23 protein-coding genes, 1 tRNA gene and 1 pseudogene are annotated in these 25,158 nt (G+C 71.5%); 14 read left to right on the top strand and 11 right to left on the bottom strand.

Annotation, left to right across the window (positions count from 1 at the left end; genetic code table 11):
- Positions 1-179: 179 nt before the first annotated feature.
- A complete protein-coding gene (locus IF29_RS0139385) occupies positions 180-1,259 on the top strand; it encodes an S-adenosylmethionine:tRNA ribosyltransferase-isomerase (protein WP_380525119.1) in 1,080 nt (359 codons plus the stop codon).
- 30 nt (positions 1,260-1,289) lie between these two features.
- Complete coding sequence (locus IF29_RS0139380; protein ID WP_232242833.1) at positions 1,290-1,658, top strand: winged helix-turn-helix transcriptional regulator; 369 nt, start codon at positions 1,290-1,292, stop codon at positions 1,656-1,658.
- Positions 1,659-1,672: 14 nt separating this feature from the next.
- On the opposite strand, the gene IF29_RS0139375 is transcribed toward IF29_RS0139380, so the two are convergent.
- On the bottom strand, positions 1,673-2,473 hold the full coding sequence (locus tag IF29_RS0139375) for an MHYT domain-containing protein (RefSeq protein ID WP_030266634.1): 801 nt from the start codon (positions 2,471-2,473) through the stop codon (positions 1,673-1,675).
- 220 nt (positions 2,474-2,693) lie between these two features.
- A complete protein-coding gene (locus tag IF29_RS0139370; RefSeq protein ID WP_030266631.1) occupies positions 2,694-5,225 on the bottom strand; it encodes an FHA domain-containing protein in 2,532 nt (843 codons plus the stop codon).
- A gap of 184 nt (positions 5,226-5,409) precedes the next feature.
- Here IF29_RS0139370 and IF29_RS0139365 point away from each other — a divergent pair, with 184 nt between their 5' ends.
- Positions 5,410-7,218, top strand: a complete 1,809-nt coding sequence (locus tag IF29_RS0139365) for a streptophobe family protein (protein ID WP_051726630.1) — start codon at positions 5,410-5,412, stop codon at positions 7,216-7,218.
- Between the two features lie 76 nt (positions 7,219-7,294).
- Positions 7,295-8,536, top strand: coding sequence for a phosphoserine phosphatase SerB (serB, locus tag IF29_RS0139360; protein WP_030266626.1), 1,242 nt, complete (start codon positions 7,295-7,297; stop codon positions 8,534-8,536).
- Between the two features lie 78 nt (positions 8,537-8,614).
- Here serB and IF29_RS0139355 read toward each other — a convergent pair whose 3' ends face one another.
- Genes IF29_RS0139355 through IF29_RS0139345 form a run of 3 tightly spaced genes read right to left on the bottom strand, consistent with a single transcriptional unit; the run spans position 8,615 to position 10,707 of the window.
- The gene (locus IF29_RS0139355) at positions 8,615-9,136 is read right to left on the bottom strand and encodes a SixA phosphatase family protein (protein ID WP_030266622.1); all 522 of its coding nucleotides are present in this window, start codon (positions 9,134-9,136) and stop codon (positions 8,615-8,617) included.
- Between the two features lie 52 nt (positions 9,137-9,188).
- Positions 9,189-9,311, bottom strand: a complete 123-nt coding sequence (locus IF29_RS48710) for an SGM_5486 family transporter-associated protein (protein WP_269665112.1) — start codon at positions 9,309-9,311, stop codon at positions 9,189-9,191.
- A 52-nt stretch (positions 9,312-9,363) separates the two neighbouring features.
- Complete coding sequence (locus tag IF29_RS0139345; protein WP_063757726.1) at positions 9,364-10,707, bottom strand: MFS transporter; 1,344 nt, start codon at positions 10,705-10,707, stop codon at positions 9,364-9,366.
- Positions 10,708-10,820: 113 nt separating this feature from the next.
- On the opposite strand from IF29_RS0139345, the gene IF29_RS0139340 reads away from it, so the two are divergent.
- Entirely contained in the window at positions 10,821-11,498 is a 678-nt protein-coding gene (locus IF29_RS0139340; RefSeq protein WP_030266614.1) for a FadR/GntR family transcriptional regulator, read from the top strand.
- Positions 11,499-11,588: 90 nt separating this feature from the next.
- On the opposite strand, the gene fabI is transcribed toward IF29_RS0139340, so the two are convergent.
- The 3 genes from fabI to IF29_RS0139325 all read right to left on the bottom strand — a co-directional run bounded on the left by fabI (position 11,589) and on the right by IF29_RS0139325 (position 13,247).
- A complete protein-coding gene (gene fabI, locus IF29_RS0139335; protein ID WP_030266611.1) occupies positions 11,589-12,356 on the bottom strand; it encodes an enoyl-ACP reductase FabI in 768 nt (255 codons plus the stop codon).
- 5 nt (positions 12,357-12,361) lie between these two features.
- Positions 12,362-13,066, bottom strand: coding sequence for a 3-oxoacyl-[acyl-carrier-protein] reductase (gene fabG, locus IF29_RS0139330; protein WP_030266608.1), 705 nt, complete (start codon positions 13,064-13,066; stop codon positions 12,362-12,364).
- 107 nt (positions 13,067-13,173) lie between these two features.
- Positions 13,174-13,247, bottom strand: a tRNA-Met gene (locus tag IF29_RS0139325).
- Between the two features lie 104 nt (positions 13,248-13,351).
- On the opposite strand from IF29_RS0139325, the gene IF29_RS0139320 reads away from it, so the two are divergent.
- The 7 genes and pseudogenes from IF29_RS0139320 to IF29_RS0139295 all read left to right on the top strand — a co-directional run bounded on the left by IF29_RS0139320 (position 13,352) and on the right by IF29_RS0139295 (position 20,937).
- Positions 13,352-14,884 (top strand): TldD/PmbA family protein, encoded by a 1,533-nt coding sequence (locus IF29_RS0139320; protein ID WP_030266605.1) that lies wholly within the window; start codon positions 13,352-13,354, stop codon positions 14,882-14,884.
- Positions 14,884-16,269, top strand: a complete 1,386-nt coding sequence (locus IF29_RS0139315) for a metallopeptidase TldD-related protein (protein WP_030266602.1) — start codon at positions 14,884-14,886, stop codon at positions 16,267-16,269. Before IF29_RS0139320 ends, IF29_RS0139315 begins: the two co-directional genes overlap by 1 nt.
- A gap of 110 nt (positions 16,270-16,379) precedes the next feature.
- Positions 16,380-16,733 (top strand): DUF3099 domain-containing protein, encoded by a 354-nt coding sequence (locus IF29_RS0139310; protein WP_030266599.1) that lies wholly within the window; start codon positions 16,380-16,382, stop codon positions 16,731-16,733.
- Positions 16,734-17,008: 275 nt separating this feature from the next.
- Complete coding sequence (locus IF29_RS0139305; protein WP_030266596.1) at positions 17,009-17,194, top strand: hypothetical protein; 186 nt, start codon at positions 17,009-17,011, stop codon at positions 17,192-17,194.
- Between the two features lie 18 nt (positions 17,195-17,212).
- Positions 17,213-18,373: pseudogene (locus IF29_RS49145) on the top strand (FxsB family cyclophane-forming radical SAM/SPASM peptide maturase); the annotation flags it as partial.
- Between the two features lie 675 nt (positions 18,374-19,048).
- Entirely contained in the window at positions 19,049-19,681 is a 633-nt protein-coding gene (locus tag IF29_RS49140; protein WP_380525121.1) for an aKG-HExxH-type peptide beta-hydroxylase, read from the top strand.
- Positions 19,681-20,937 (top strand): MFS transporter, encoded by a 1,257-nt coding sequence (locus IF29_RS0139295; protein ID WP_157624161.1) that lies wholly within the window; start codon positions 19,681-19,683, stop codon positions 20,935-20,937. The genes IF29_RS49140 and IF29_RS0139295 overlap by 1 nt, the downstream gene beginning before the upstream one ends.
- Before the next feature lie 228 nt (positions 20,938-21,165).
- Here IF29_RS0139295 and IF29_RS0139290 read toward each other — a convergent pair whose 3' ends face one another.
- The gene (locus IF29_RS0139290; protein ID WP_030266586.1) at positions 21,166-21,375 is read right to left on the bottom strand and encodes a hypothetical protein; all 210 of its coding nucleotides are present in this window, start codon (positions 21,373-21,375) and stop codon (positions 21,166-21,168) included.
- Positions 21,376-21,393: 18 nt separating this feature from the next.
- The gene (gene moaA / locus IF29_RS0139285) at positions 21,394-22,401 is read right to left on the bottom strand and encodes a GTP 3',8-cyclase MoaA (RefSeq protein WP_030266583.1); all 1,008 of its coding nucleotides are present in this window, start codon (positions 22,399-22,401) and stop codon (positions 21,394-21,396) included.
- Positions 22,402-22,642: 241 nt separating this feature from the next.
- On the opposite strand from moaA, the gene IF29_RS0139280 reads away from it, so the two are divergent.
- A complete protein-coding gene (locus IF29_RS0139280; RefSeq protein WP_030266581.1) occupies positions 22,643-22,870 on the top strand; it encodes a hypothetical protein in 228 nt (75 codons plus the stop codon).
- A 52-nt stretch (positions 22,871-22,922) separates the two neighbouring features.
- Here IF29_RS0139280 and IF29_RS0139270 read toward each other — a convergent pair whose 3' ends face one another.
- On the bottom strand, positions 22,923-23,966 hold the full coding sequence (locus IF29_RS0139270; protein ID WP_030266577.1) for a zinc-dependent alcohol dehydrogenase family protein: 1,044 nt from the start codon (positions 23,964-23,966) through the stop codon (positions 22,923-22,925).
- Positions 23,967-24,099: 133 nt separating this feature from the next.
- Between IF29_RS0139270 and IF29_RS0139265 the strand changes: the two genes are divergently transcribed.
- The gene (locus tag IF29_RS0139265; RefSeq protein WP_051726628.1) at positions 24,100-25,134 is read left to right on the top strand and encodes a DEDDh family exonuclease; all 1,035 of its coding nucleotides are present in this window, start codon (positions 24,100-24,102) and stop codon (positions 25,132-25,134) included.
- Positions 25,135-25,158 lie beyond the last annotated feature (24 nt).

Raw genomic sequence — 25,158 nt, 5'->3', positions numbered from 1 at the left:
AGCGGCGGACCGGGGAGGTGGCAGTGGCGGTGGAGCGGATCGGAGTGCCGCCGTTCCCAGCGGAGCGCCCGGGGTCCCGGCAGGACCGCAAGCGGCTGGGCAGGCGCGGGGACCGGGCCGGGCACCTGGCCGCCCCGGCACCGGCCCCGACACCGACGGCGGACCTGACGACGGACCCGGTGGCGGCGCTGGAGGGGTTCGGCCTGGACGAGTTCGAGCTGCCGGACGAGCTGGAGGCGACCGCGCCGCCGGAGGAGCGGGGCCGCTCGGGCCGGGACGACGTCCGGCTGCTCCTCGGCGCCCGGGGCCCGGAGGGGGAGCTGACGGTGGGTCACCATGCCTTCCGGGAGCTGCCGCAGCTGCTGCGCCCCGGTGACGTGCTGGTGGTGAACGTCTCAGCGACCCTGCCCGCCGCGGTCGACGGACGGGTGGCCGGCACCGACGCGCCGGTCGTCGTGCACTTCTCGACCCGGCGGTCCCGGCACCGCTGGGTGGTGGAGCTGCGGACGCCGGACGGGCACGGCAGCACCCGGGAGCGCGGGCAGGCGGACGGCGCGGCCACCGTGCGGCTGGCCGGCGGGGCGTCGCTGCGGCTGCTGGCGGGTGTCGGGCCGCGGCTGTGGGCGGCGGAGTTCGCCGTCCCGGACCCGCTGGCCTACCTGGCGGCGCACGGGCGGCCGATCCGCTACGCCTACACCGACGCGGACCGCCCGATCGCCGCCTACCAGACGGTGTTCGCCCGGCCGCCGGCCGAGGTGCGCGGCGGGTCGGCGGAGATGCCCAGCGCGGCCCGCCCCTTCACCGCCGAACTGGTGACCCGGCTGGTCAGCCGGGGCGTGCAGATCGTGCCGATCACCCTGCACACCGGGGTCGCCTCGCTGGAGTCCCACGAACCGCCCTACGCGGAGTGGTTCGAGGTCCCGGAGCCGACGGTACGCGCGGTGCGGGCGGCCCGGCGGGCCGGATCGCGGGTGGTGGCGGTGGGGACGACCGCGGTGCGGGCGCTGGAGTCGGCCGCCGACGCCGACGGTGTGCTCCGTGCGACCTCGGGCTGGACCGAGCTGGTGATCACCCCGCAGCGCGGGGTGCGGGTGGTCGACGGACTGCTGACGGGGCTTCATGAACCGCGCGCCTCCCATCTGTTGATGCTGGAGTCGATCTCCGGACGGCCGCTGCTCGACCTGAGCTACGCCGAGGCGCTGCGCGAGCGCTACCTCTGGCACGAGTTCGGCGACCTGCATCTCATCCTCTCCCGGTGACCGGACGCACACGGAGCGTATGATCGCCGTGTGAACGAGGAGTCGGGGCAGTCAGGGCAGTTGAGGCAGTCGGGGCAGGAGCCGGAGCGGTCGGCGGCGCTGTTCGCGCTGTTGGGGAAGCGCTGGACGCTGTCGCTGCTGGCCGCGCTGGGACGCGGGGACGACCGCTTCGACCAGTTGCGGGCCGCGGCACCGCGGTTGACCGCGCGGATGTTGTCGTCCCGGCTGTCCGAACTGGTCGGCGCCGGGCTGCTGGTACGCGAACTGGCGGCCGGGCCACCGCCGTTGGTGCACTACCGGCTGACCGCCACCGGGGCCGCGCTGGGTCCGGCGCTGGCGGGCTTCGACCGCTGCCTGGAGCGGGCCGCGGCCGCGACGCCCGGCGAGGAGGCGGCCTGATCCCCGGCCGTGGCTCAGCGCCCGCGGAACTTGCCCTCGAACAGGTCGACCTGGATGCGCTCCTCGGAGACCGCCATCCGCTCCTCCCGTTCCTCCCAGCCCTCCTGCGGCGACATGGCGACGGTGATCGCCGCCACGGTCAGGAACACCACGATGCCGACCGCCACCGGCAGGATGAAGTCCCCGGCCGGGACGCCGTCCGTGGGCGCCGTCCCGGACAGCCGGACCTGAACCGCCTGCATCGCCGTGTAGTGCATCGCGGTCACCGCCACCCCGGCGACCAGCGCGGACACCAGCGACGCCCACAGCTTCCTGATGTTCAGGGTCATCCACAGCGCGGCGGTGGCGGCGAAGACGGCGATGCCCACCGAGAGGATCACCACCGGCACGTTGTAGTCCACGGTGCCGTTGAGCTCCATGGCGTACATGCCCATGTAGTGCATCACGGCGACACCGCTGCCGGTCAGCACCCCGCCGACCAGCAGGGTGTTCAGGTCCGGCGGGCGGTGGCCGACGTAGAAGACCCCGATGCCGACCACCACGATCGCCAGCAGCAGGCTGGCCAGGGTGAGCGGGATGTTGTAGACGATGGTGGCGCTGGTGACGGAGAACCCCAGCATGGCGATGAAGTGCATGGTCCAGATGCCGCAGCCGATCGAGCAGGCGGCCAGGAACAGCCAGCCGCGGCGGCGGTCCTGGGGCAGGTCAAGGGCCCGAACGGTGCAGCGGAGGCCCAGGGCCGCACCGATCACGGCCACGACGTAGGCCAGCAGGGGGTTCACCCAGCCGTAGGTGAAGCCGTCCATGTGTGCCATGCGGGTCGTCCCCGTTCAGTTGTCAACACCTGTGATTCCTGTGAGGTACGCCGGAATGCTATGAGTCGGCGGAGATCCTTTCTCGGGATTGGCGATCGCGGTCGCCGGGGTTACCAATTCGATGCCTGGTGCACATGCCAAGGAGCCGCCCGCCTGTCAAAACAGGCGGACGGCTCCTTGGTCGGACACCGAGTTCGGACGCCCGGGTCGGGCAGCCGGCTCAGCGCTGGCGCATCACCTCGGGCTCGTGCCGGCGCAGCAGCCGGACCACCAGCACCGCGCAGACCACGCCGAGCAGCACCAGGGCGCCGGTGTCGACGGACCACTGGGTCAGGGTGTGCTTCCACAGCGGGTCGTCGGCGTGCGCCGGGTCGCCGATGTGGGCCAGGTCGATGGTGGAGGCCACCGCGGCGACCGCCCAGCGCGAGGGCACCAGCCAGACCAGTTGGGCCACGCCCGGCTGGGTCAGCTTGACCAGCACGCCGCAGAAGACCACCTGGAGGATGGCCAGCAGCACCAGCAGCGGCATGGTCTTCTCGGCGGTCTTGACCACGGCCGACACCACCAGGCCGAGCAGCATCGAGACGATGCCGAGCAGGGTGAAGACGATCACCATCTCCGGCAGCGGCGACGAGGAGAACACCAGGCCGTGCGCGGGCAGCTTGTTCGGCAGGATGCCGATCACCGAGAGCACGATCGACTGCAGCGCGGTGATCAGGCCCAGCACGATCACCTTGGACATCATGTACGCCGAGCGGGACAGGCCGACCGCGCGTTCGCGCTCGTAGATCACCCGTTCCTTGATCAGTTCTCGGACCGAGTTGGCCGCCCCGGTGAGCACCACCCCGACGGCGATCACCAGCAGCAGGGTGCCCGCGTCCGAGTTGGGTTTCTGCGGATCGCCCGTGCCCACCAGGCCGGCCGAGGTGCCCAGGGCCAGGCTCATCGCGCCCATGATCAGCGGTAGCGCGATCAGCAGGCCGACGAAGCCCTTGTCCGCGCCGATGACCGTGAAGTAACGGCGGATCAGCGTGGACAGCTGGGAGCCCCAGCTCTGCTGCTTCGGCGGCTTGGACTGCTCGTGCTGTATCTGCACGGACTGGGCCTGCACGGCTTCGACGTCGGCCGAGTACATCTGGTAGTGTACCGAGCCGCGGAAGCGTCCGGCCCAGTCGTGGTCCGGGTAGTTCTCGAAGGCCTGGAAGACGTCGGCCCAGGTCTCGTACCCGAAGAAGTGCAGCGCCTCCTTGGGCGGGCCGAAGTAGGCCACCGCGCCGCCCGGCGCCATCACCAGCAACCGGTCGCAGAGCGCGAGTTCGGCCACCGAGTGGGTGACCACCAGGATCGTGCGGCCCTCGTCGGCCAGGCCGCGCAGCATCTTCATGACGTCGCGGTCCATGCCCGGGTCCAGACCCGAGGTGGGCTCGTCCAGGAAGATCAGCGACGGCTTGGTGAGCAGCTCCAGGGCGACCGAGACGCGCTTGCGCTGGCCGCCGGAGAGGGCGGTGATCCGGTTGTCGGCGCGCTTCTCCAGGTGCAGCTCGGTGAGCACCTCGTCCACCCGGCGGGCCCGCTCGGAGGCCTCGGTGTCACCGGGGAAGCGCAGCTCGGCCGCGTACTTCAGGGCCGTACGGACCGTCAGCTGGGAGTGCAGGATGTCGTCCTGCGGCACCAGGCCGATGCGCTGGCGCAGCTCGGCGAACTGCTTGTAGAGGTTGCGGCCGTCGTACAGCACGTCGCCGTTGTCGGCCGGGCGGTAGCCGGTGAGCGCCCGCAGCAGCGTGGACTTGCCGGAGCCGGACGGGCCGATGACCGCGACCAGCGACTTCTCCGGGACGCCGAAGCTGACGTTGTTCAGCAGGATCTTCTCGGTGCCCTTGTGCTGGACCTTGACCAGCAGGTGCCGGGCCGAGAAGGAGACCTCACCGGTGTCGACGAACTCCTCGAGCTGGTCCCCGACCAGGCGGAAGGTCGAGTGGCCGACGCCCACGATGTCGTTGGGGCCGAGCAGCTGACGGGAGATCGGCTGGCCGTTGAGGTAGGTGCCGTTGTGGCTCTCGAGGTCGACGATCTCGTAGCGGCCGTCCTGCAGCTGGCGCAGTTCGGCGTGGTGCCGGGAGACCGAGAGGTCCGAGACCACCAGCTCGTTGTCCAGCCCGCGGCCGATCCTGATGGTGCGCAGGCCGCCGGCCAGGTTGCGGACCATGGTGGGGTTGCGCGAGCCGTAGACCGGCTCGGGCGCGGGCTGCGAGGGCTGCGGGGCGTAGCCGCCGCCCTGCTGCGGCGGCACCGCCGCGCCCCCGCCGCCGCTGTACTGCTGCTCCCACTGCGGGGCCTGCTGGGCCTGCTGCGGCTGCTGCTGGACGTAGCCGGCCTGGGCGGCGGACTGGGCGCCGGGGTTGAAGCGGGCCGTGCCCTGGTCGTGCCAGGCGTCACCGCCGACCGGCGCGACCGGGCTGGGCAGGCCCGCGAAGGAGAGCCGAGGACCGCTCTCGGCGTTGCCGAGGTTCACCACGGTGCCCTGTCCGAGCTGGACCTGGTTGGCCCGGTGCCCGTTGGCGAAGGTCCCGTTGGTGCTGCCCAGGTCCTCCATGACCCAGCCGTTGCCGTGGTACGCGATGGTGGCGTGGCGCCAGGAGACCCTGGCGTCGTCCACCGCCACGTCGGACTGCGGGTCGCGTCCGATCGAGTAGCTCCGGCCCGGTTCCAGAGTCCTGCGTTGTCCGTTGAGTTCAAGTACCAGCTGCGGCACTGTTGCCTGCCCCACGATGTAGTCCCCCGAGATAGTCCCCACTCTTGACAGGGGAAGTTTAGGGATGCCGAACGATGGGGGGAATCATTCCAGCTCGATCGACGTACGGGGAACCGGACCCCACTACCGTGACCCTGTGGCAACCTGACGGCAGAGCAGCAGTTCGCATGGGGGCGGTTAGACGATGACGGTGTACGGGCACCAGCGGCCGGCGGCGGGCGCGGCCGGACCGGGCGGCAGACTGCGCGACGGAGCCCTGTACGGGGCGGTCTCCGGTCTGGTGGCGGTGAGTTGGGCCTTCGCGGCGATGGCGGCGGTGGCGGCACTGGGGATCCACCTGCTGGGCCTGGACACCTATGCCTCGCTGGGCTCGCTGACCGCGGCCCTGGTGGCGATGGCGGTCGGCGGAAGGATCAGCCCCTCGGGTGACGTCTCGTTCTTCGGAATCGACGCGGCGGGTGCCCAGGGGGCCATCGGGATCATCCCGCTGGGCCTGAGCCTGGTCGGCGCGGTGGTGCTGGCCTGGCTGTTCGTCAGGCCGCTGCGCCGCTACCCGGTGCTGGACCCGGGGCCGCTGCTGGCCCGGGCCGGCGGCGCGGTGGTCGGCTTCATGGTGCTGCTGGCGGTCGGGGCCTGGGCCGGCAACGGCACGGTGGCCATCAAGCTCAACTCGCTGCCCGGCACCGGGAGCGGCAGCGGTTCGGGCTCCGGCAGCGGCGATCCGCTCGGCGGCCTCGGCGGCCTGATCGGCAACAACAGCTCGGGGTCCGGGTCGGGTTCGGGCTCCGGCGGGATCGGCGGTCTGCTGGGCGGTGTCGGCAGCGTCCTCGGCGGCGGCACCGATCCGACCGTGGGCTTCAAGGTCGACCTGGCGCCGACGCTCGCCCTCGGCCTGCTGTGGGTGCTGGTGGTGCTGGCGCTGGCGCTGGCCGCCTCCAGGCGCTGCCCGCTGCCGGTCGGCTGGGAGCCGCTGCGCCGGACCGTCCGCCCGGTCGCCTCGGCCGTGGTGACCGTCCTGGTCGGAGCGGTACTGGTGGGCGCGGTGTCCGGGATCGTGGTCGGGCTGATGGGCAACGGCGGGGCCAAGACCGTGGGCGCGGCGCTGCTGGCTGCGCCCAACGGGGTGTTCCTGGTGGTGGTGCTGGGCATGGCCGTCCCGTTCAACGGCAAGGCCAGCGGTCCGCTGGCGCAGTTCCTGCCCTCCCCCGTCGACCAGTTGCTGAAGGGCGGCACCGGGCAGAGCATCACCCTGTCCAAGCTGGCCCAGCTGGACGGCCGGGTGTGGCTGCTGCCGGTGGCCGTGGCACTGATGCTGCTGGCGGTCGGCGTGGTGGCGGCGGTGCGGACCCCGCGTCCGGTGCTGCCGCAGAGCGGGGCGCGCGAGGCGGCCGGAGCCGCGCTGCGGCTGGGGGTGGGCATGGCCGTGGTCACCCCGGTGCTGCTGGTGCTGGCGGACGTGTCGGTGAACGCCAACCTGTCGGTGTTCGGCTTCAACGCGGTCGGCGCCGGGCTGAGCATCAGCGGGAACCTGCTGATGGGAGTGGTGCTGGGGCTGGTCGAGGGAGCGGTGTTCGGCTTCCTCGGCGCGCTGCTGGTGGCTCAGTTCGCCTCCGCCAAGCGGGTGTCGACGGCGCCGTCGCTGCCGGGCGGCGGTGCCGGCCACGGCGACTACGGCGACTCGCCGGGCCGCACCGCGGAGTACCCGGCCGGTTACCCCTCGCCGTACCCCGACGAGTACCCGGCGACCCGGCCGCAGCCCTACCGGCAGCCGCCGTCCCAGCCGCAGCAGCCGCCGCAGCAGCCCTATCTGCCGCCCGGCGGGCGGCCGCCCGCCCCGGCGCCCGACAACCCCTACGCCACTCCCCCGGCCGCCCCGCCGACCCCGCCCCCGGCCGGGCCGCCACCGGTGGCACCGCCGCCCGGCGGCTACAACCCGTACTCGGGCGGCCCCGCACAGACACCTCCGCCGCCCACGGCCCCACCTGGGAGGTAACGACTCCGGGCCGGCTGTCCGGTGGGCGGGACGGTACGCGGAGCGGCGCCCGCGGCCGGGTAGCGTTGGCCGCATCATGAGCGCTCAGTCCCCGGCCCCCGAGGCCGCCCCCGCTGCGACGTCGGACGCCCCCGCACCCCGGACTCTGCTGGTCAAGGTGTTCGGCAAGGACCGCCCCGGTATCACCACCGGCCTGTTCACCACCCTCGCCGAGTACGGGGTCGACGTGGTCGACTTCGAGCAGGTGGTGACCCGGGGCCGGATCGTGCTCTGCGCCCTGGTGACCGCCCCGCCGCAGGAGGGCGAGCTGCGGGCCACCGTGCACCAGTGGGCCGACCGGCAGCACCTGCAGGCCGAGGTCATCTCCGGCACCGGCGACAACCGTCCGCGCGGCGAGGGCCGCTCCCATGTGACCGTGCTGGGCCATCCGCTCAGCGCCGCCTCGGTGGCCGCGCTGAGTGCCCGGATCACCGACTGCGGCGGCAACATCGACCGCGTCTTCCGGCTGGCCAAGTACCCGGTGACCGCGGTGGAGCTGGCCGTCTCCGGGGTCCCCACCGAGCGGCTGCGGGCCGAGCTCGCGGCCGAGGCGGCGGTGCAGCGGGTCGATGTCGCGGTGGTCCGCTCGGGCCTGCAGCGGCGGGCCAAGCGGCTGATCGTGATGGACGTCGACTCGACGCTGATCCAGGACGAGGTGATCGAGCTCTTCGCCGCGCACGCGGGCTGCGAGGCCGAGGTGGCGGCGGTGACCGCCGCGGCCATGGCCGGCGAGCTGGACTTCGCCGAGTCGCTGCGGGCCCGGGTGGCGCTGCTGGCCGGCCTGGACGCGGAGGTGGTCGCCAAGGTGCGCGCCGAGGTCCGGCTGACGCCGGGGGCCAGGACGCTGATCCGCACCCTGAAGCGGCTCGGCTACCAGGTCGCCATCGTCTCCGGCGGCTTCACCCAGGTCACCGACGACCTGGTGGAGCGCCTCGGCCTGGACTTCGCCGCGGCCAACACCCTGGAGGTGGTGGACGGGAAGTTCACCGGCCGGGTGGTCGGCGAGATCGTGGACCGGGCCGGCAAGGCCCGGATGCTGGCCCGCTTCGCGGAGGCCGCCGGGGTCCCGCTGGAGCAGACCGTCGCCATCGGCGACGGCGCCAACGACCTGGACATGCTCAACGCGGCCGGCCTGGGCGTCGCCTTCAACGCCAAGCCGGTGGTCCGCGAGGCCGCCGACACCGCGGTCAACGTCCCGTTCCTGGACACCGTGCTCTACCTGCTGGGGATCTCCCGCGAGGAGGTCGAGGACGCCGACGGCCCGTCAGCGGCGCACTGAGCCGCCGGGGCCGGGGGTACGGCCCGGGGGCGTGCGGGAGGACCCGCACGCCCCCGGGCCCGGAGACGGACCTTCTGCTCAGTCCTTGGGCGACCAGAAGGTGGTGAGGTGGGCCACGCCCGGCTCGACGGCCTTCCAGGGCGTGTCCAGGGTGAGCACGGCGACCGCGGAGGTCGGGAAGCCGCTGCTGCGCAGCCGGGTCAGGGTGTCGCCCTCGAAGCCGCCGGCGAGCACCTCGGTCAGGCCCTGCACGCCCGGGTTGTGGCCGACCAGCAGGACGGTCCCGACCTCCTCGGGGACCGCTTCCTGCACGACCTCGATCAGCCGGCCCGGGCTGGCCTCGTAGAGGCGCTCCTCGTAGACCGTTCTGGGCCGGGTCGGAAGCTCGTGGGCGAACAGCTTCCAGGTCTCCCTGGTGCGCTCCGAGGTGGAGCAGAGGACCAGGTCGGGGATGATGCCGGTGCCGGCGAGCCAGCGTCCGGCGACGGGTGCGTCCTTGCGGCCGCGGTCGGCCAGCGGCCGCTCGTGGTCGGGCACGGCGGGCCAGTCGGCCTTGGCGTGCCGGAGGACGATGATCCTGCGGGACGAATCGACGCTCATACCTGCCAGCTTCCCAGAATTCCCGGGGCCGGGTACTGGGAGCGGGACCAACTCAGCCCATTGTGGTGGCGAACGAGGCGATGACCCCGATCACCACCAGGATGGCGAGGATCAGGCCGAACATCTGCAGCAGCTTCTTGTTGCCGCCGGTGGGATTGGGGTCGAGAACTGGCATGCCGACGAGTCTGCCACCGGGTCCCGGATGAGAACCGGCGGGGTCCTGCCTCTTACCCTCGGCCGGGGCGGGGCGCCGTTTCGTCCGCGATCCCGACTGCGATCCCGTCCGCGATCCCGACTGCGATCTCGTCCTCGATCTGGCGCGGACGGGCCGCCCGGCGGCCGACGAAGGCCTGGACGCCCATCAGCACCGCGAGGAAGGCCAGCGGCCCGTACCAGCCGTGCTCGCGCTGGTAGAGGACGCCGATCAGGATCGGTCCGGGCACCGAGATCAGATAGCCGACGCCCTGGGTGAAGGAGGAGAGCCGGGTCACGCCCTCCCCGGTCCGGGAGCGCAGCCCGATCATGGTCAGGGTGAGCGGGAAGGCGCAGTTGGCCAGACCGGCCAGCAGCGCCCAGATCCAGGGGGCGGCGGCCGGGGCGAAGGCCAGGCCGGCGTAGGCGGCCAGACCGGCCACGGACAGCGCGATCACGATGGCGCCCTGGTCCGGACGGCGTGCGGCGTAGGCCGGGATGACGAAGGAGAGCGGGGCGCTGACGACCATGGTCACGGCGAGCAGCAGTCCGGACTCGGAGTCCGAGATCCCGGCGTCCTGGAAGATCTGCGGCAGCCAGCCCATGGTGGCGTAGGCGGCGGTGGCCTGCAGGCCGAAGAAGACGGCGAGGGCCCAGGCGGTGCGGCTGCGGGTGATCGGCAGCCTGACCCGGACGGCCGCCGCGACGGCCGGACCGGAGGAGCCGGAACGGTCGCGGCGGGCGAGTCCGAGGTGGGCCAGCCAGACCAGCAGCGCGGCGGCCGCGGTCAGCGACCAGATGCCGAGGCCGACCCGCCAGCTCCCGCCCAGGGCGTTGGTCAGCGGGACCGCGACCGCGGCAGCGGCGGAGGTGCCGAGGGCCAGCGACATCGAGTACAGCCCGGTGACCGGGCCCACCCGGTCCGGGAAGTAGCGCTTCACCAGCACCGGCATCAGCACGTTGGAGACCGCGATGCCGCCCAGGGCCAGGGCGCTGAGCAGCAGGAACAGTGCGCTGTCCGGGGCGATCGACCGGGCCGCCAGGCCGAGCGCGATGGCGCCCATACCGGCGCAGACGGTGGTCGCGGGACCGACCCGGCGCGCCAGGGTCGGTGCCAGCAGGCCGAACAGGGCGAAGCAGAGCGAGGGCAGCGCGGTCAGGATGCCGGCCACCACCGCGCTCATCCCCAGCGTGCCGCGCACCTGGTCCAGCATCGGGCCGAGCGCGGCCACGGCGGGACGCAGATTGAACGCGGCCACCGCGATGGCCACGGCAAGCAGCCAGCGGGCGCGCTGGGGGGTGAGGACCGGGGAGGGGGACGGGGACGAGGGCGTGGAGGTGGATGCGGGCGTGGGTGCGGTGGTCTCAGCGGCAGGCATGGCACCATCATAGAATGATGGGATGACTTCAGGTCACGCCTTTTGCTCCAAGCCTTTGGCGATCGAGAGGCGCGATGATGGGATCACTCCACACACCTCGACAAGGAGAGTCCATGGCACTGACCTCGCCCCGGCGTGAGCCGCTGGCCGACCAGGTGATCGCGCAGCTGCGGATCCAGATCACCTCGGGCGAGTGGCCGGTGGGCTCCCGCATCCCCACCGAGGTCGAGCTGGTCGAGCAGCTGGGGGTGGCCCGCAACACCGTCCGCGAGGCGGTGCGGGCGCTGGCCCACAACGGGCTGCTGGACATCCGGCAGGGCTCGGGGACCTACGTCCTGGCGACCAGCGAGCTGGCCGGGGTGATGCACCGGCGGTTCGCCGACGCGGAGCAGCAGCAGGTCGCCGAGTTGCGGGCGACGCTGGAGTCGTCGGCCGCGCGGTTGGCCGCGGGGCGTCGGACGGCGCAGGACCTGGAGCTGCTGGAGCTCGCCAGTGAGCGGCGGGAGGAGGCATGGAAGGGCGGCGACACCGAATCCTTCATCCAGGCGGACGCGGCCTTCCACCAGGCGGTGGTGGCCGCCAGCCACAACGAGGTGCTGGCCGCGCTCTACGCGGACCTGGGCGAGGTGCTGCGGGCGCACCTGCGCAACGACGTGGGGCCGGTGCTGGCCGCGGACCGGTATGTGCCGCATGCCGACATCGTCGAGGCGATCAGGTTGCGGGACGGGGCACGAGCTGCGGAGCGGGCGGCCTGGGTGGTGGGGCGGTGCAGCATTGAGGAAGGCGCCTGAGGGGGCGCGGGGAGCTGTTCGGGCGACCGTGCACCTTGGGTGGTGGTTGGCCGCGCAGTTCCCCGCGCCCCTGAATTCAGCTGCGCTGAATCAGGCGCCGATGGCGTGGAGGCCGCCGTCGACGTGGACGATCTCGCCGGTGGTCTTGGGGAACCAGTCCGAGAGCAGCCCGACCACGCCGCGGCCGGCCGGCTCGAAGTCGGTGACGTCCCAGGGCAGCGGGGAGCGGACGTTCCAGGTGTCGGCCAGGGTGTCGAAGCCGGGGATCGACTTGGCGGCCATGGACTTGAGCGGACCGGCCGAGACCAGGTTGCAGCGGACGTTCTGCTTGCCGAGGTCACGGGCCAGGTAGCGGGAGGTGGCCTCCAGCGCGGCCTTCGCCGGGCCCATCCAGTCGTACTGCGGCCAGGCGATGGTCGCGTCGAAGGTCAGGCCGACCACCGAGCCGCCCTCCGCCATCAGCGGCAGGCAGGCCATGGTCAGCGACTTCAGCGAGAACGCCGAGACGTGCACGGCGGTGGCCACGGACTCCCACGGGGTGTTCAGGAAGTTGCCGCCCAGGGCGTCCTGCGGGGCGAAGCCGATGGAGTGGACCACCCCGTCCAGGCCGCCCAGCTCCTCGCGGACCTTGTCGGCCAGCCCGGCCAGGTGCTCCGGGTTGGTGACGTCCAGCTCCAGCACCTTGCACGGCTTGGGCAGCTTCTTGGCCACGCGCTCGGTCAGGGTGGGGCGCGGGAAGGCGGTGAGGATGATCTCCGCGCCCTGCTCCTGGGCCAGCTTGGCCACCTGGAACGCGATGGAGGTCTCCAGCAGCACGCCGGTGACGAGGATGCGCTTTCCTTCGAGGATTCCACTCATGTCGGTCAGTGACCCATGCCCAATCCGCCGTCGACGGGAATGACGGCTCCGGTGATGTACGCGGCCTCGTCGGAGGAGAGGAAGCGCACGGTGGACGCGATCTCGGCCGGATCCGCGTAGCGGCCCAGCGGCACGCCCGCGACGATCTCGGCCCGGCGCTCGTCGCTGAGCACCGCGGTCATGTCGGTGTCGACGAAGCCGGGAGCGACCACATTGACGGTGATGTTGCGCGGGCCGAGCTCGCGCGCCAGCGAGCGGGCGAAGCCCACCAGGCCGGCCTTGGAGGCGGCGTAGTTGGCCTGGCCCGGGGACCCGGTCAGGCCGACCACCGAGGAGATCAGCACGACGCGGCCCTTGCGCGCCCGCATCATCAGCTTGGAGGCGCGCTTCACGACGCGGAACGCGCCGGTCAGGTTGGTGTCCAGGACCGAGGTGAAGTCCTCCTCGGACATGCGCAGCAGCAGGGTGTCCCTGGTGACCCCGGCGTTGGCGATCAGGACCTCGACGGGGCCGTGCTCCGCCTCGACCTCCTTGAACGCCTGGTCGACCTGCTCAGCGTCGGTGATGTCGCACTTGACCCCGAAGAAACCCTCCGGGGGCTCACCGGAGCGGTAGGTGACGGCGACCTTGTCGCCCGCCTCGGCGAAGGCTCGGGCGATCGCGAGGCCGATGCCCCGGTTGCCTCCGGTGACGAGAACCGAGCGGCTCAACGGTCCACCTCTTCTCTCCTGGGTGACAGCTACTGGCTACTGGCAGGACCAGCCAACGCATGAGTACGCAGGCCTACGCATGGCGACGCTCCTTCTGACTTCGCGAGTAGCGGGGACAGGATTTGAACCTGCGACCTCTGGGTTATGAGCCCAGCGAGCTACCGAGCTGCTCCACCCCGCGTCGTTGTGTCCACACCGTACCCCGGCCGCCCGGATAAAAGCGAATGGGTTGTGGCGGGCGTAGGGCAGGATGCCGAACGAGACCCCATCATCTGGAGGAGTTTGATGACGGACACATCACCGTCCCTCGATCCCGCCTTCCTGGCGCTGCCGCTGCGTTCGCTGGCCGATGCGGCGCTGGCGCGGGCCGCCGAACTCGGTGCCAGCCATGCCGACTTCCGGCTGGAGCGGGTGCGCAGCGCGTCCTGGCGGCTGCGGGACGCGCGGCCCGCCGGGACCTCGGACACGCTGCAGCTCGGCTTCGCCGTGCGGGTGGTCCACGGCGGCGCCTGGGGCTTCGCGGCCGGGGTGGACCTGACCCCGTCGGCGGCGGCGCGGGTGGCCGAGCAGGCCGTGGCGATGGCCCGGCTCTCGGCCGGCATCGGCGCCGCCTCCGGTACCGAGGACCTGGTGGAGCTGGCCGAGGAGCCGGTGTACCCGGACGCGACCTGGGTCTCCTCCTACCAGGTGAACCCCTTCGAGGTCTCCGACGCGGAGAAGACCGCGCTGCTCGCCGACTGGAGCAGCCGGCTGCTGGGGGCCGAGGGCGTGTCCCATGTGTCGGCGACGCTGCTCACCGTGCAGGAGAACAAGTTCTACGCCGACAGCGCCGGGACGGTCACCACCCAGCAGCGGATCCGGCTGCACCCGGAGCTGGAGGCGGTCTCGGTGGACGAGACCACCGGGGCGTTCGACTCGATGCGGACGCTGGCGCCGCCGGTGGGGCGGGGCTGGGAGTACCTGCGCGGGACGGGCTGGGACTGGGAGTCCGAGCTGGCGGAACTGCCGGTGCTGCTGGCCGAGAAGATGAAGGCGCCGAGCATCGAGGCCGGGCGCTACGACCTGGTCGTCGACCCGACCAACCTGTGGCTGACCATCCACGAGTCGATCGGCCACGCCACCGAGCTGGACCGGGCGCTGGGCTACGAGGCCGCGTACGCCGGGACCTCCTTCGCCACCTTCGACCGGCTCGGCAGCCTGCGCTACGGCTCAGACGTCATGCACGTCACCGGGGACCGCACCGCCGAGCACGGCCTGTCCACCATCGGCTACGACGACGAGGGGGTGCGGACGCAGTCCTGGGACCTGGTGAAGGACGGCACCCTGGTCGGCTACCAGCTGGACCGGCGGATGGCCAGGCTCAAGGGCCTGGGCCGGTCCAACGGCTGCGCCTTCGCCGACTCCCCCGGCCATGTGCCGGTGCAGCGGATGGCCAACGTGTCGCTGCAGCCGGCCGCGGACGGACCGGACACCGCGGGGCTGATCGCGGGCGTCGAGGACGGCGTCTACATCGCCGGGGACCGCTCCTGGTCCATCGACATGCAGCGCTACAACTTCCAGTTCACCGGGCAGCGGGCCTACCGGATCCGGGGCGGGCGGCTGGCCGGGCAGGTCAAGGACTTCGCCTACCAGGCCACCACCACCGACTTCTGGGGGTCCATGGAGGCCGTCGGCGGCCCGCAGACCTACCAGCTGGGCGGCGCCTTCAACTGCGGGAAGGCACAGCCGGGCCAGGTCGCGGCGGTGTCGCACGGCTGCCCGTCGGCGCTGTTCCGCTCCGTCAACATTCTCAACACGCAGCAGGAAGCGGGTCGCTGATGTCTTCTCCTTCGGAGCTGGTCGAGCGGGCGCTGGAACTCTCGCGCACCGACGGCTGCGTCGTCATCGCCGACGAGGAGTCCAACGCCAACCTGCGCTGGGCCGGGAACGCGCTGACCACCAACGGGGTGACCCGGGGCCGGACGCTCACCGTGATCGCCACGGTGGACGGCGGCGAGGGGACGGCCTCCGGCGTGGTCTCCCGCGAGGCGGTCACCGCGGACGAGCTGGAGTCGCTGGTCCGGGCCGCGGAGGCGGCGGCCCGCGAGGCGGGCCCGGCCGAGGACGCCCAACCGCTGGTACGGCCGGGCGGCCCGGCCTCGGCCGACTTCACCGCGGACCCCGCCGAGACCGGCGTGGACGTCTTCGCGGCCTTCGCCCCGGCGCTCGGGGAGTCCTTCGCACGGGCACGGAAGAGCGGCCGGCTGCTGTACGGCTTCGCCAACCACTCGGTCACCTCGACCTATCTGGGCAGCTCCACCGGCCTGCGGCTGCGCCACGACCAGCCGACCGGCACGGTCGAACTCAACGCCAAGACCGCCGACCTGTCGGACTCGGCCTGGGTCGGCGCCGCGACCAGGGACTTCACCGATGTGGATCCGGCCGCCCTGGAGGAGCAGCTGGCCCAGCGACTGGTCTGGGGCGAGCGCCGGATCGACCTGCCGGCCGGACGCTACGAGACGCTGCTGCCGCCCTCGGCGCTGGCGGACCTGCTGGTCTACATGAGCTGGTCGGCGGTCGGCCGGGACGCCGCCGAGGGCCGTACGGTCTTCTCCAAGCCGGGGGGAGGAACCCGGATCGGCGACCGGCTGGCGCAGCTGCCGGTGACGCTGCGCAGCGACCCGACCCACCCGGGCCTGGAGACGGCCCCCTTCGTGGTCACCCGCTCCTCCGGCGGGGACTCCTCGGTCTTCGACAACGGGCTGCCGATCGGGCCGACCGACTGGATCAGGGACGGCGAGCTGACCAACCTGCTGACGACCCGTCACTCCGCAGGTCTGACCGGGCTGCCGGTCCGGCCCGCTCCCGACAACCTGGTCGTCGACGCGGGGGGCACCGCCTCGATGGAGGAGATGGTGGCCCGGACCGAGCGCGGGCTGCTGCTGACCTGCCTCTGGTACATCCGCGAGGTGGACCCGGCCACCCTGCTGGTCACCGGGCTCACCAGGGACGGCGTCTACCTGGTGGAGAACGGCGAGGTCACCGGGGCGGTCAACAACTTCCGCTTCAACGAGTCCCCGGTGGACCTGCTGGGCCGGATCACCGAGGCCGGACGGACCGAGCGTTGCCTGCCGCGCGAGTGGGCCGACTGGTTCACCAGGGCCGCGATGCCGCCGGTCCGGGTGGCCGACTTCAACATGAGTTCGGTGAGCCAGGCGTCCTGACGGGCCAGCGGGACGGCCGGGGCGGCCGGTGGGAGAATCCTGGGAATCTCCTGCAGAAACCGGGTGCCCCGGCCACGATGCCGCACGTGGCGCGGCGTACCGTGACGGACATGGGGAAGTCCAAGGGCAAGGTCGAGGTCGTACGGATCACCGGGGCTCGTTCGAGCCTCAGCGAGGACGTGCGCGGGCGGCAGCGTCGCTACATGATCGCCATGGCGGTGCGCACGCTCTGCGTGATCCTGGCCGTGGTGCTCTGGAAGGAGTCCCGGATCGTCGCGATCATCGCCCTGGTCGGCGGGATATTCATCCCGTACCTGGCCGTGGTGATCGCCAACGCCGGCCGCGAGAATTCCCCCGGCATGCCCGACACCTTCATCGGCCACCAGCCCCAGCCGATGCTGGAACCCGGGACCGAGATCCCGTTCCCCGCGGCCGAGACCAGCGCTGCTCCGCCACAGGCCTGAGCCGCCGACAGCGGACCCATAGGGTCCGGAAATACGCACACATTGAATTCACCGTCGGCACGACCGTCCCGAACGGATGTCGACGGTCTTCTCCGTGCCCCTGCCGCTGACCTGATCTGCGAATTCATCGCCGCGAAACAATTCTCACTGATCGTCATTCCGAGAATTGATCTGCGGGGCCCGGAAAGGATCATTTCGGATCCGTTGACATGCCCCGGGGCCGAGCCTAGCTTCAAACCCTGTCCGTACACGGCTCACCAAACATGTTTGGAGGCATGATGCAGGGCACAGTGGAACAGGACATTTCGACGGAAGTGGCCGATCTCGACGAGGTCTCCCTGGAACTCATGGGGGCTTCCGAGGACCTGGCGTTCTCGAAGATCGTGGAAAGGATCGTGCCGACGTACACCCGGGTCGAGCGTCTGAAGGTGACCGCCTTCCAGAGCAAGATCAAGGGATAGGGACACGGCGGCTGCGGCGTGCGGACAGCCGCGCACCGCAGCCGTCGCCCGCACCATGCGCTCTTCCCGATCACAACGCCGAGGACTGCCGTGGACTCTCCGCCCGTCCCCTTCTCCGACTTCATTCTCAAGGTCCACAGCCGCTGCAACCTGGCCTGTGACTACTGCTACGTGTATGAACACGCCGACCAGAGCTGGCGGACCCGCCCGCTGGTGATGAGCGAGACCACGATGGCAGCGGTGGTCGGGCGCATCAGGGATCATGCACAAGGCCACCGTCTCTCCCGGGTCAGCATCGGCATGCACGGTGGCGAGCCGCTGCTCGCCGGTCATGACCTGATCGAAAAGCTGGCGGTCCGGTTACGCGACTCCCTGCAGGGAATCTGCGATCCGGAGTTGTGGATCCAGACGAACGGGGTGCTGCTGGACGAGCGGTTCTGCGAGATCTTCCTGGCCCAGGGCATCGAGGTCGGCATCTCCCTCGACGGCGGAAAAGTCGCGAATGACCGGCACCGGGTCCATGCGAACGGGAAGAGCAGCTTTTCCGCCGTTGTGCGCGGAATCTCACTGCTGGCCTCGGAGCGCTATCGCTCCCTGTTCTCCGGCCTTCTGTGCACAATTGACACACTGAATGATCCCATAGCTGTCTACGAATCGTTGGCGTCCTTTGATCCACCGGCCCTGGACCTGCTGCTACCGCATGCGAACTGGGAGAATCCGCCTGCACACCAGGACGGTCCGGGCACCGCGTACGCGGACTGGCTCATCCGCATCTTCGACCGATGGAATGCAGACCTCCGCCCTTTCCCCATTCGCCTCTTCGACTCGATCATCGACACCTCGTTCGGGGGCTCCAGCGGAGTCGAGACGATAGGTCTCGGCTCGGCGGAGATGGTGGTGGTGGAGACTGACGGCACCCTGGAGCAGGTGGACCATCTGAAGTCGACGTTCGAAGGGGCCGCCTACACCGGACTCGATGTCCTGGAGAACTCCTTCGACGAGGCGGCAGCCCATCCCGGGATACGCGCCCGACAGGTCGGACTCGCAGGCCTGGCTGCGGAATGCCAGGCCTGCCCCCTGGTCACCAGCTGTGGCGGCGGCCTCTACGCCCACCGGTACCGGGCCGGCTCGGGCTTCGACAACCCGTCGGTCTACTGCGCCGATCTCTACAGACTCATCGAGCACATTCGCGTGTCCATCGACGCCGATGAGCACACCCGCCCCTCACCGTCGGAGCGGGTGCACCGGATTCCCCGCTCAAGCCTGCGGCAGCTGGGGCAGGGTCACGGGGACCGTGCCGCGATCAATACCCTCAGAGCCGGTCAGCGCAGCTTGGGCCGACTGCTCATCGCCTCCGTCTACCACGCGACACCGGCAGAGCCTGCCGCTCGTCGGGCCTGGCTGGCGCTGACACGCATCGAGCGGCACGCTCCCGCCGAACTGGCTGCCGTCCTTGCTCATCCCTACATCAGGATCCGCGCCACGGACTTCCTGGCCAGGGCAGCAGAGCAGAGGGCAGGGAACGGGAACAGCACCGAGAGCGAACTCCGCACGCTGCAACGTGAGGTACTGGTCGCGGTGGCGGGCGCGGCCGCCGCGCGCACGGGGACCGTCCTGACTCTCCCGACGACGGTCGACGGGCACGACCTCTACCTGCCGACCCTGGGCCTGGCCCGGTTTCCCTCCCGGGGGCAGCCGACGGAAATCACCCTCACCTCGTCACCGCAGTCGCTCACCATCGACGCGGATGACGGCTCGGGGCTGGTCCTGGAGAGGGGATCCGGTGGTGTGACCGCCGTCCGGAGCGACGGAGTCCACTGGCAGCCGACCCGCAGCAGGACCGTCCAGGGAGTCATGGTCGCCCTGGTCGACGACGACCCCTACCGGAACGTCTACGCCGAGGAGCCGTTGCCCCCGGTCTCCGACGCCGAAGCGGCCCTGTGGTGGGAGCTCCTGGATGGAGCCCTCGACCTCATCCGGCGCGAGTTCCCGGCCTACTGGCCCGGAGTGACGGGGATCCTGGCGGCGATCACCCCGCTCCGCCCCCGTCACGACGGAGCCCAGGTCAGCGGTACCTCCAGAGATGCTTTCGGCGCCGTAGGAGTCGCCGCACCCGACGGACCGGAGACGCTGGCCCTGCTGCTCCTGCACGAGATCCAGCACGCCAAGCTCGGGGCACTCATGGATGTCGTCGACCTCTACGACGAGCAGGACTCCCGGTTGTACCCGGCCGCATGGCGGGAAGACCTGCGCCCGTTGGAGGGCCTGCTCCAGGGCACCTACGCCCACATCGCCGTGGCTGACTTCTGGAGGAGCCGGAGCAGCCGCCCGCACGAAGGGGCCGACGGCGTCGCACAGCGCGAATACCTGCGCTGGCGCAGGGGGACGGACCAGGGCATCGAGATCTTGGTGGGCTCCGGTTCGCTCACGGAGATCGGTCTGGAACTCGCGCTCCAGATGCGGTCCGCCGTGCAGGGGTGGGCGTGATGGCCGCCACCGGGTCGACGAACTACCGGCTGCTCTACGCCGCCAACGCGGTGTCCCGAACCGGGTCGACCTTCTTTCCGGTCGGCCTCGCCTTCGCCGTACTCGATCTCACCGGATCGGCCGCCGACCTCGGCTACACCCTGGGCGCCTCGGCCCTGGCCGAACTCGGGTTCCTGCTGGTGGGCGGTGCGGCGGCGGACCGGTGGCCAAGGATCCGGGTGCTGCTCATATCCGCCCTGTGCTGCGCCGTGATCGAGGTGCTGACCGCGACCGCACTCCTGCTGGGGTCGATCCACATCTGGGAACTCGTGGCCCTCTCGGCGACAGCCGGCCTGTCGGGCGCGTTCTCCCGCCCGGCCGCACAGGGTCTGATCCCGATGGTGGCGCCGGCCGGGAGGCTCCAGCGGTCCATCGCCCAGATCCGGCTGGCCAACAGCACCTGCTTCATCGTCGGGCCCTCCCTGGCCGGACTCCTCGTCGCGGCGACCGGTCCCGGCTGGGCCATCCTCATCGACGCGGTGAGCTACGCCGCCGCCCTTCCGCTGCTGCTGAGGCTGCGGAGCCGACTCGGCCCCGTGGAACCGGAGGAGGTCGAGGACTCCGCCGGGATCTTCGGCCAGATCCGGGAGGGGTGGACAGAGTTCTGGAGCCGCCCCTGGCTGTGGACAGTGGTCATCCAGAGTGCATTTGTGAACATGGGTGACTACGCCGGGTTCTTCCTGCTCATGCCCGTGGCCACGCGCGAACTCTATGCGGGTGCGTCCAGCCTGGGATTCCTGATCTCGGCGACCGGTGCCGGCTTCGTCATCGGGGGGCTGGTCGGGCTCTCCTGGAAACCGCGGCGTCCCCTGCCTGTCGCCGTGGCCTACCTGCTCGGGTGCGGCGCGCCGCTGTTGGCACTGGCCCTGGAGCAGCCGTTCTGGGTGGTACTGCTGGCGGCCCTGGTCGGCGGATTCTGCTCGGAGCAGCACGGCGTCCACTGGGACACCCTGCTGCAGCGGCACCTGCCCCAGCGGATCATCAGCCGGGCCTACGCCTACGACCAGCTGGGGTCCGAGCTGTTCACCCCCATCGGCTACTTCTTCGGCGGAGCCATCCTGGCAGCCATCGGCCTGGTTCCGGCCCTCTGGACATGCGTCGGTCTGATCGCGGTGCCGACGGCTCTGGTGTTCTCCTTCGCCGTGGTCCGCGGGGTGTCCGACCCCGGCCAGGAGGATCCGATGACGGAGGAGCCGGCGTTGGACTCCGTCGCATGACCCTCCTCGGGAGCGATCAGGGTTCTCACGGGAAGCTCCCAGGCTCCTCCCAGCCTTAACGGAGTCCTAAGAGCAGGTCGTCGGGTTTTCTCGTTTCCCCCTCTCAGAGGGCGTTTGCGCATGCAATACTTCATTCGCGTTCCGGACCTTTACCGGAACCGAAGGACCGATGCCGGGCAGCTCCCCCCGTGGCTGCCCGGCATCTTCGTGCGGTGAACCGGTGCGCCGTCACCCGGTCCAGTCGGCGAACGGGACGACGTCCTTGAGGAAGCCCCGCAGGTCCAGGAACTGTGAGAGGTGCTCCTTGTGCTCGTCGCAGGCGAGCCAGGTCTTGCGGCGTTCCGGGGTGTGCAGTTTGGGGTTGTTCCAGGCCAGGACCCAGACGGCGGGCAGGCGGCAGCCCTTCGCGGAACAGTGCGGGATCTCCTCGGTACTCATCCCTGGAGTATCGCCCGCTCAGCCGCCGATGGCGGACATCGGACGGTCCGGCTGGTGGAACGAGGGCTCGTCGATGCCGGCGCCGGCCTTCTTGCCCCACATGGCCTTGCGCCACAGCTCGGCGACGGCCTCGTCGCCGGCGCCGTCGCGCAGGGCGGCGCGCAGGTCGGTCTCCTCGGTCGCGAACAGGCAGTTGCGGATCTGACCGTCGGCGGTCAGCCGGGTCCGGTCGCAGGCCCGGCAGAACGGACGGGTGACGCTGGCGATCACTCCGACCCGGGCCGGGCGGCCGTCCGCCCCGGTCCGGCCGTCGACCAGCCAGCGTTCGGCCGGGGCGGCACCGCGCCGCTCGTCCGGCTCCGGACTGAGCGTGAAGCGCTCGCCGAGGCGGGCCAGGATCTCCTCCGCGGTCACCATGTCGGCGCGGTCCCAGCCGTGCTGGGCGTCCAGCGGCATCTGCTCGATGAAGCGCAGCTCGTAGCCGTGGTCCAGGCACCAGTCGAGCAGGTCGGCGGCCTCGTGGTCGTTGACGCCCCGCATCAGCACGGTATTGATCTTCACCGGGCTCAGCCCGGCAGCCTCGGCCGCGGCCAGGCCGGCCACCACGTCGTCCAGCCGGTCGCGACGGGTGAGGGTACGGAAGGTCTCCCGGTCCAGGGTGTCCAGGGAGACGTTGACCCGGTCCAGGCCGGCCTCGCGCAGCGCGGCGGCGGTGCGGGCCAGGCCGATGCCGTTGGTGGTCAGCGACAGTTCGGGGCGGGGGTCCAGGGCCGCGCAGGCGGCGACGATGCCGACCAGACCGGGGCGCAGCAGCGGCTCGCCGCCGGTGAAACGGACCTCGGTCACCCCGAGACCGGTGACGGCCAGCTGCACCAGGCGGACGATCTCCGCGTCGGTCAGCAGTTCGGGCTTGGGCAGCCACTGCAGGCCCTGCTCGGGCATGCAGTAGGTGCAGCGCAGGTTGCAGCGGTCGGTCAGCGACACGCGCAGGTCGACTGCACGGCGTCCGAATGTGTCGATCAACATGGCGACCCGCTCCCCTTGACTGTCTCCCAGGGTAGGACCTGGGACGGCCCACCAGCCTCAGCACTGCTGCCCCGGCACTGCTCCGGCACTGCTTCGGCACCGTTGCCAGGGCGCTTTGTCGATGAATTTCTCTACCGATGGCAGCCGCTCCGGCCGATACCGGAGGCGGGGGTCCGTCGTTGTCCCCTGTGAACCCCTTCGAGTGCGCACCGTCCCTGCGGGACAGCTGCGGAGGTCTGCCATGCCCAGGCGCCCCACATCCCGGAGCCGCGGCTCCGAACCCGAGCCCGGTGCCCAGCCCGGTGCCCAGCCCGGACCGGTCCGGCCGCCCTTCGGGACGGTCCGGCTGGAGCGGGCGATCACGCCGGTGCCCCCGCCGGCCACGGTCCGCCACCCGCCCGGGCTGCCGCTGGGCCCCTCGGTGCCGATGCCGGTACTGAGCTTCGCGGCGCTGCGTCGGCTGCCGTAGCCGGGCCGCCCTCCGGTGCTGACGGCGGAGGGCGGCCCGGGGTCGGGCGGCGTCAGAAGGTGATCTTGACCTTGAGCGCGGTGCGCTCGTCCATGGCCTTGTAGCCGCCGGGGACGCCGTCCAGGCCGACCACGGCGTCGAAGACCGGGGAGGGGTCGATGGTGCCGTTCAGGATGTCGGCCAGCAGTTCCGGGATGTAGGCGCGGGCCGGGGCGACCCCGCCGCGCAGCGCGACATTGCGGTCGAACATCTGGCCGATGTCGACCCCCGCGCTGCCGCCGTGCGGCACGCCCACGTAGCCGACGGAGCCGCCGTCGCGGGCGATGGAGATCGCGGTGCGCATGGACTCCTCGGTGCCGACCGCCTCCAGCACCGCATGCGCGCCGACCCCTCCGGTCAGCTCCCGCACCGCCTCGACGGCCGCCTCGCCGCGCTCGGCGACGATGTCGGTGGCGCCGAAGGTCCTGGCGATCGCGGTCCGGTCCGGGTGCCGGCCCATGGAGATGATCCGGTCCGCGCCCAGGCGCCGGGCGGCCAGCACCCCGCACAGGCCCACCGCGCCGTCGCCGACCACCGCGACCGTCCGCCCCGGGCCCACCCCGGCCCCCAGGGCGGCGTGGTGCCCGGTCGCCATCACGTCGGACAGTGCCAGCAGCGCGGTCAGCAACCGCTGGTCGCCGGCGGCCTCCTGGGGCAGCTGGACCAGGGTGCCGTCGGCGAAGGGGACCCGGACCGCCTCGCCCTGGCCGCCGTCCGAACCGGGGGTGCCCCAGAAGCCGCCGTGCGGGCAGGAGGTCTGCAGCCCCTCGACGCAGAACTCGCAGACGCCGTCCGACCACACGAACGGGGCGACGACCAGGTCGCCGGGCTTGAACCCGCGCACCTCGGCGCCCACGGCCTCGACCACCCCGAGGAACTCATGACCGATCCGCTGCCCGGGCTGGCGCTGAGCGACGCCCCGGTAGGCCCACAGGTCACTGCCACAGATACAGGCCAGCACGGTCCGCACCACCGCGTCCGTGGGCTTCTGCACCGCGGCGTCCGGGACCTCCTCGATACGGATGTCGTTGGGGCCGTGGATCACGGTGGCACGCATGGAGGGATCCCACTCTTTCGGGTGACAGGGGACGAACAGGCTTCGAACAACCTACGGACCACGATATTCCGTTTCCCGGAGGCGCGGCTGCCGTGGCCCGAGCTGTCAGAGCGGGCCCGTATTCTGAACGACCATGGAACCGACCCGCCTGGACGACATCGACGCGCAGCGCGCGGGCCGCGACGCAGTCCGACCCGCGGTGCACCCCTACCCCCAGGGCGGCTGGGCCGTGGTGGACGTCGAGACGACCGGCCTGGGCCGGACCGACCGGATCGTGTCCGTGGGTGTCTACCGGCTCGACCCGGTCGGCGAGGTGCTGGACCACTGGTACACCCCGGTCAACCCCGAGCGCGATCCGGGGCCGGTCTGGATCCACGGTCTGACCAGCGAACACCTGGAGGGCGCGCCCACCTTCCCGGAGATCGCCGACCGGCTGGCCGAGCAGCTGTCCGGGCGGGTGCTGGTCGCCCACAACGCGCTCTTCGACTGGTCGATGATCTCCCGCGAGTACGCCCGGATGGGCGGTCGGGCCCCGGTCGAGCAGCGGCTGTGCACCATCGTGCTGGCCCGGGACCTGCGGCTGCCGCTGGCCAACCACCGCCTCGGCACCCTGGCCGGACACTTCGGGGTGATCCCCCGTCAGGCGCACCATGCGCTGGACGACGCCCGGGTGCTCGCCGAGGTGTTCCGGCCGAGCCTGCGGATGGCCGTGGAGGCGGGTCTGCCGCTGCCGTTCCAACCGTGCGTGGCGCCCGCGCTGGTGGACCACCTCGCGGACGACGCCGACGCCGCACCGCCGAATCGCGGCGGATCCGGATCCCTGCGGTCCGCCGGCTGGAGCCCCTACCGCCCGGCGCGGCGGCGCCCGGCCTGCCCGTACCCCAACCCGGGCCGGTGGGAGCCGGAGCAGCCGCTGGTGCAGGGGATGCGGGTGGCGATCAGCGGCGACACCGCCACCGACCGCGAACTGCTGGAGGACCGGCTGACCGAGGCCGGCCTGCACGTGGCCGGCTCGGTGAGCAGCCGGACCAGCCTGCTGGTCACCAACGAGCCGGGCGGCTGGACCACCAAGGCGCGCCGCGCCCGCGAGGTCGGCACCCCGGTGGTGGACGAGGCAGCGTTCCTGCACCTGCTGCAGGGCGTGGTGCCCCAGCAGCGCCAGGCCTGACGCCCCCTCCGGCGCCAACCCGGA

Origin of the sequence: Streptacidiphilus jeojiense (assembly GCF_000719095.1) — a bacterium.
GTDB classification, from domain to species: domain Bacteria; phylum Actinomycetota; class Actinomycetes; order Streptomycetales; family Streptomycetaceae; genus Streptacidiphilus; species Streptacidiphilus jeojiensis.
Note: the sequence above shows the minus strand (reverse complement) of the source record. Positions and strands in the feature narration are given on the sequence as shown.

Excerpts from the sequence above, each read along its gene's own strand:
- IF29_RS0139280 (WP_030266581.1), top strand. The coding sequence starts at position 22,643 with ATGCCCAGGCGCCCCACATCCCGGAGCCGCGGCTCCGAACCCGAGCCC.
- fabI (WP_030266611.1), bottom strand. The coding sequence starts at position 12,356 with ATGAGTGGAATCCTCGAAGGAAAGCGCATCCTCGTCACCGGCGTGCTG.
- IF29_RS0139315 (WP_030266602.1), top strand. The coding sequence starts at position 14,884 with ATGTCTTCTCCTTCGGAGCTGGTCGAGCGGGCGCTGGAACTCTCGCGC.
- IF29_RS0139270 (WP_030266577.1), bottom strand. The coding sequence starts at position 23,966 with ATGCGTGCCACCGTGATCCACGGCCCCAACGACATCCGTATCGAGGAG.
- IF29_RS49140 (WP_380525121.1), top strand. The coding sequence starts at position 19,049 with ATGGTCGCCCTGGTCGACGACGACCCCTACCGGAACGTCTACGCCGAG.
- IF29_RS0139305 (WP_030266596.1), top strand. The coding sequence starts at position 17,009 with ATGATGCAGGGCACAGTGGAACAGGACATTTCGACGGAAGTGGCCGAT.
- IF29_RS0139345 (WP_063757726.1), bottom strand. The coding sequence starts at position 10,707 with ATGCCTGCCGCTGAGACCACCGCACCCACGCCCGCATCCACCTCCACG.
- IF29_RS0139320 (WP_030266605.1), top strand. The coding sequence starts at position 13,352 with ATGACGGACACATCACCGTCCCTCGATCCCGCCTTCCTGGCGCTGCCG.
- IF29_RS0139290 (WP_030266586.1), bottom strand. The coding sequence starts at position 21,375 with ATGAGTACCGAGGAGATCCCGCACTGTTCCGCGAAGGGCTGCCGCCTG.
- serB (WP_030266626.1), top strand. The coding sequence starts at position 7,295 with ATGAGCGCTCAGTCCCCGGCCCCCGAGGCCGCCCCCGCTGCGACGTCG.
- IF29_RS0139365 (WP_051726630.1), top strand. The coding sequence starts at position 5,410 with ATGACGGTGTACGGGCACCAGCGGCCGGCGGCGGGCGCGGCCGGACCG.
- IF29_RS48710 (WP_269665112.1), bottom strand. The coding sequence starts at position 9,311 with ATGCCAGTTCTCGACCCCAATCCCACCGGCGGCAACAAGAAGCTGCTG.
- IF29_RS0139340 (WP_030266614.1), top strand. The coding sequence starts at position 10,821 with ATGGCACTGACCTCGCCCCGGCGTGAGCCGCTGGCCGACCAGGTGATC.
- moaA (WP_030266583.1), bottom strand. The coding sequence starts at position 22,401 with ATGTTGATCGACACATTCGGACGCCGTGCAGTCGACCTGCGCGTGTCG.
- IF29_RS0139265 (WP_051726628.1), top strand. The coding sequence starts at position 24,100 with ATGGAACCGACCCGCCTGGACGACATCGACGCGCAGCGCGCGGGCCGC.
- IF29_RS0139355 (WP_030266622.1), bottom strand. The coding sequence starts at position 9,136 with ATGAGCGTCGATTCGTCCCGCAGGATCATCGTCCTCCGGCACGCCAAG.
- IF29_RS0139375 (WP_030266634.1), bottom strand. The coding sequence starts at position 2,473 with ATGGCACACATGGACGGCTTCACCTACGGCTGGGTGAACCCCCTGCTG.
- IF29_RS0139295 (WP_157624161.1), top strand. The coding sequence starts at position 19,681 with ATGGCCGCCACCGGGTCGACGAACTACCGGCTGCTCTACGCCGCCAAC.
- IF29_RS0139310 (WP_030266599.1), top strand. The coding sequence starts at position 16,380 with ATGGGGAAGTCCAAGGGCAAGGTCGAGGTCGTACGGATCACCGGGGCT.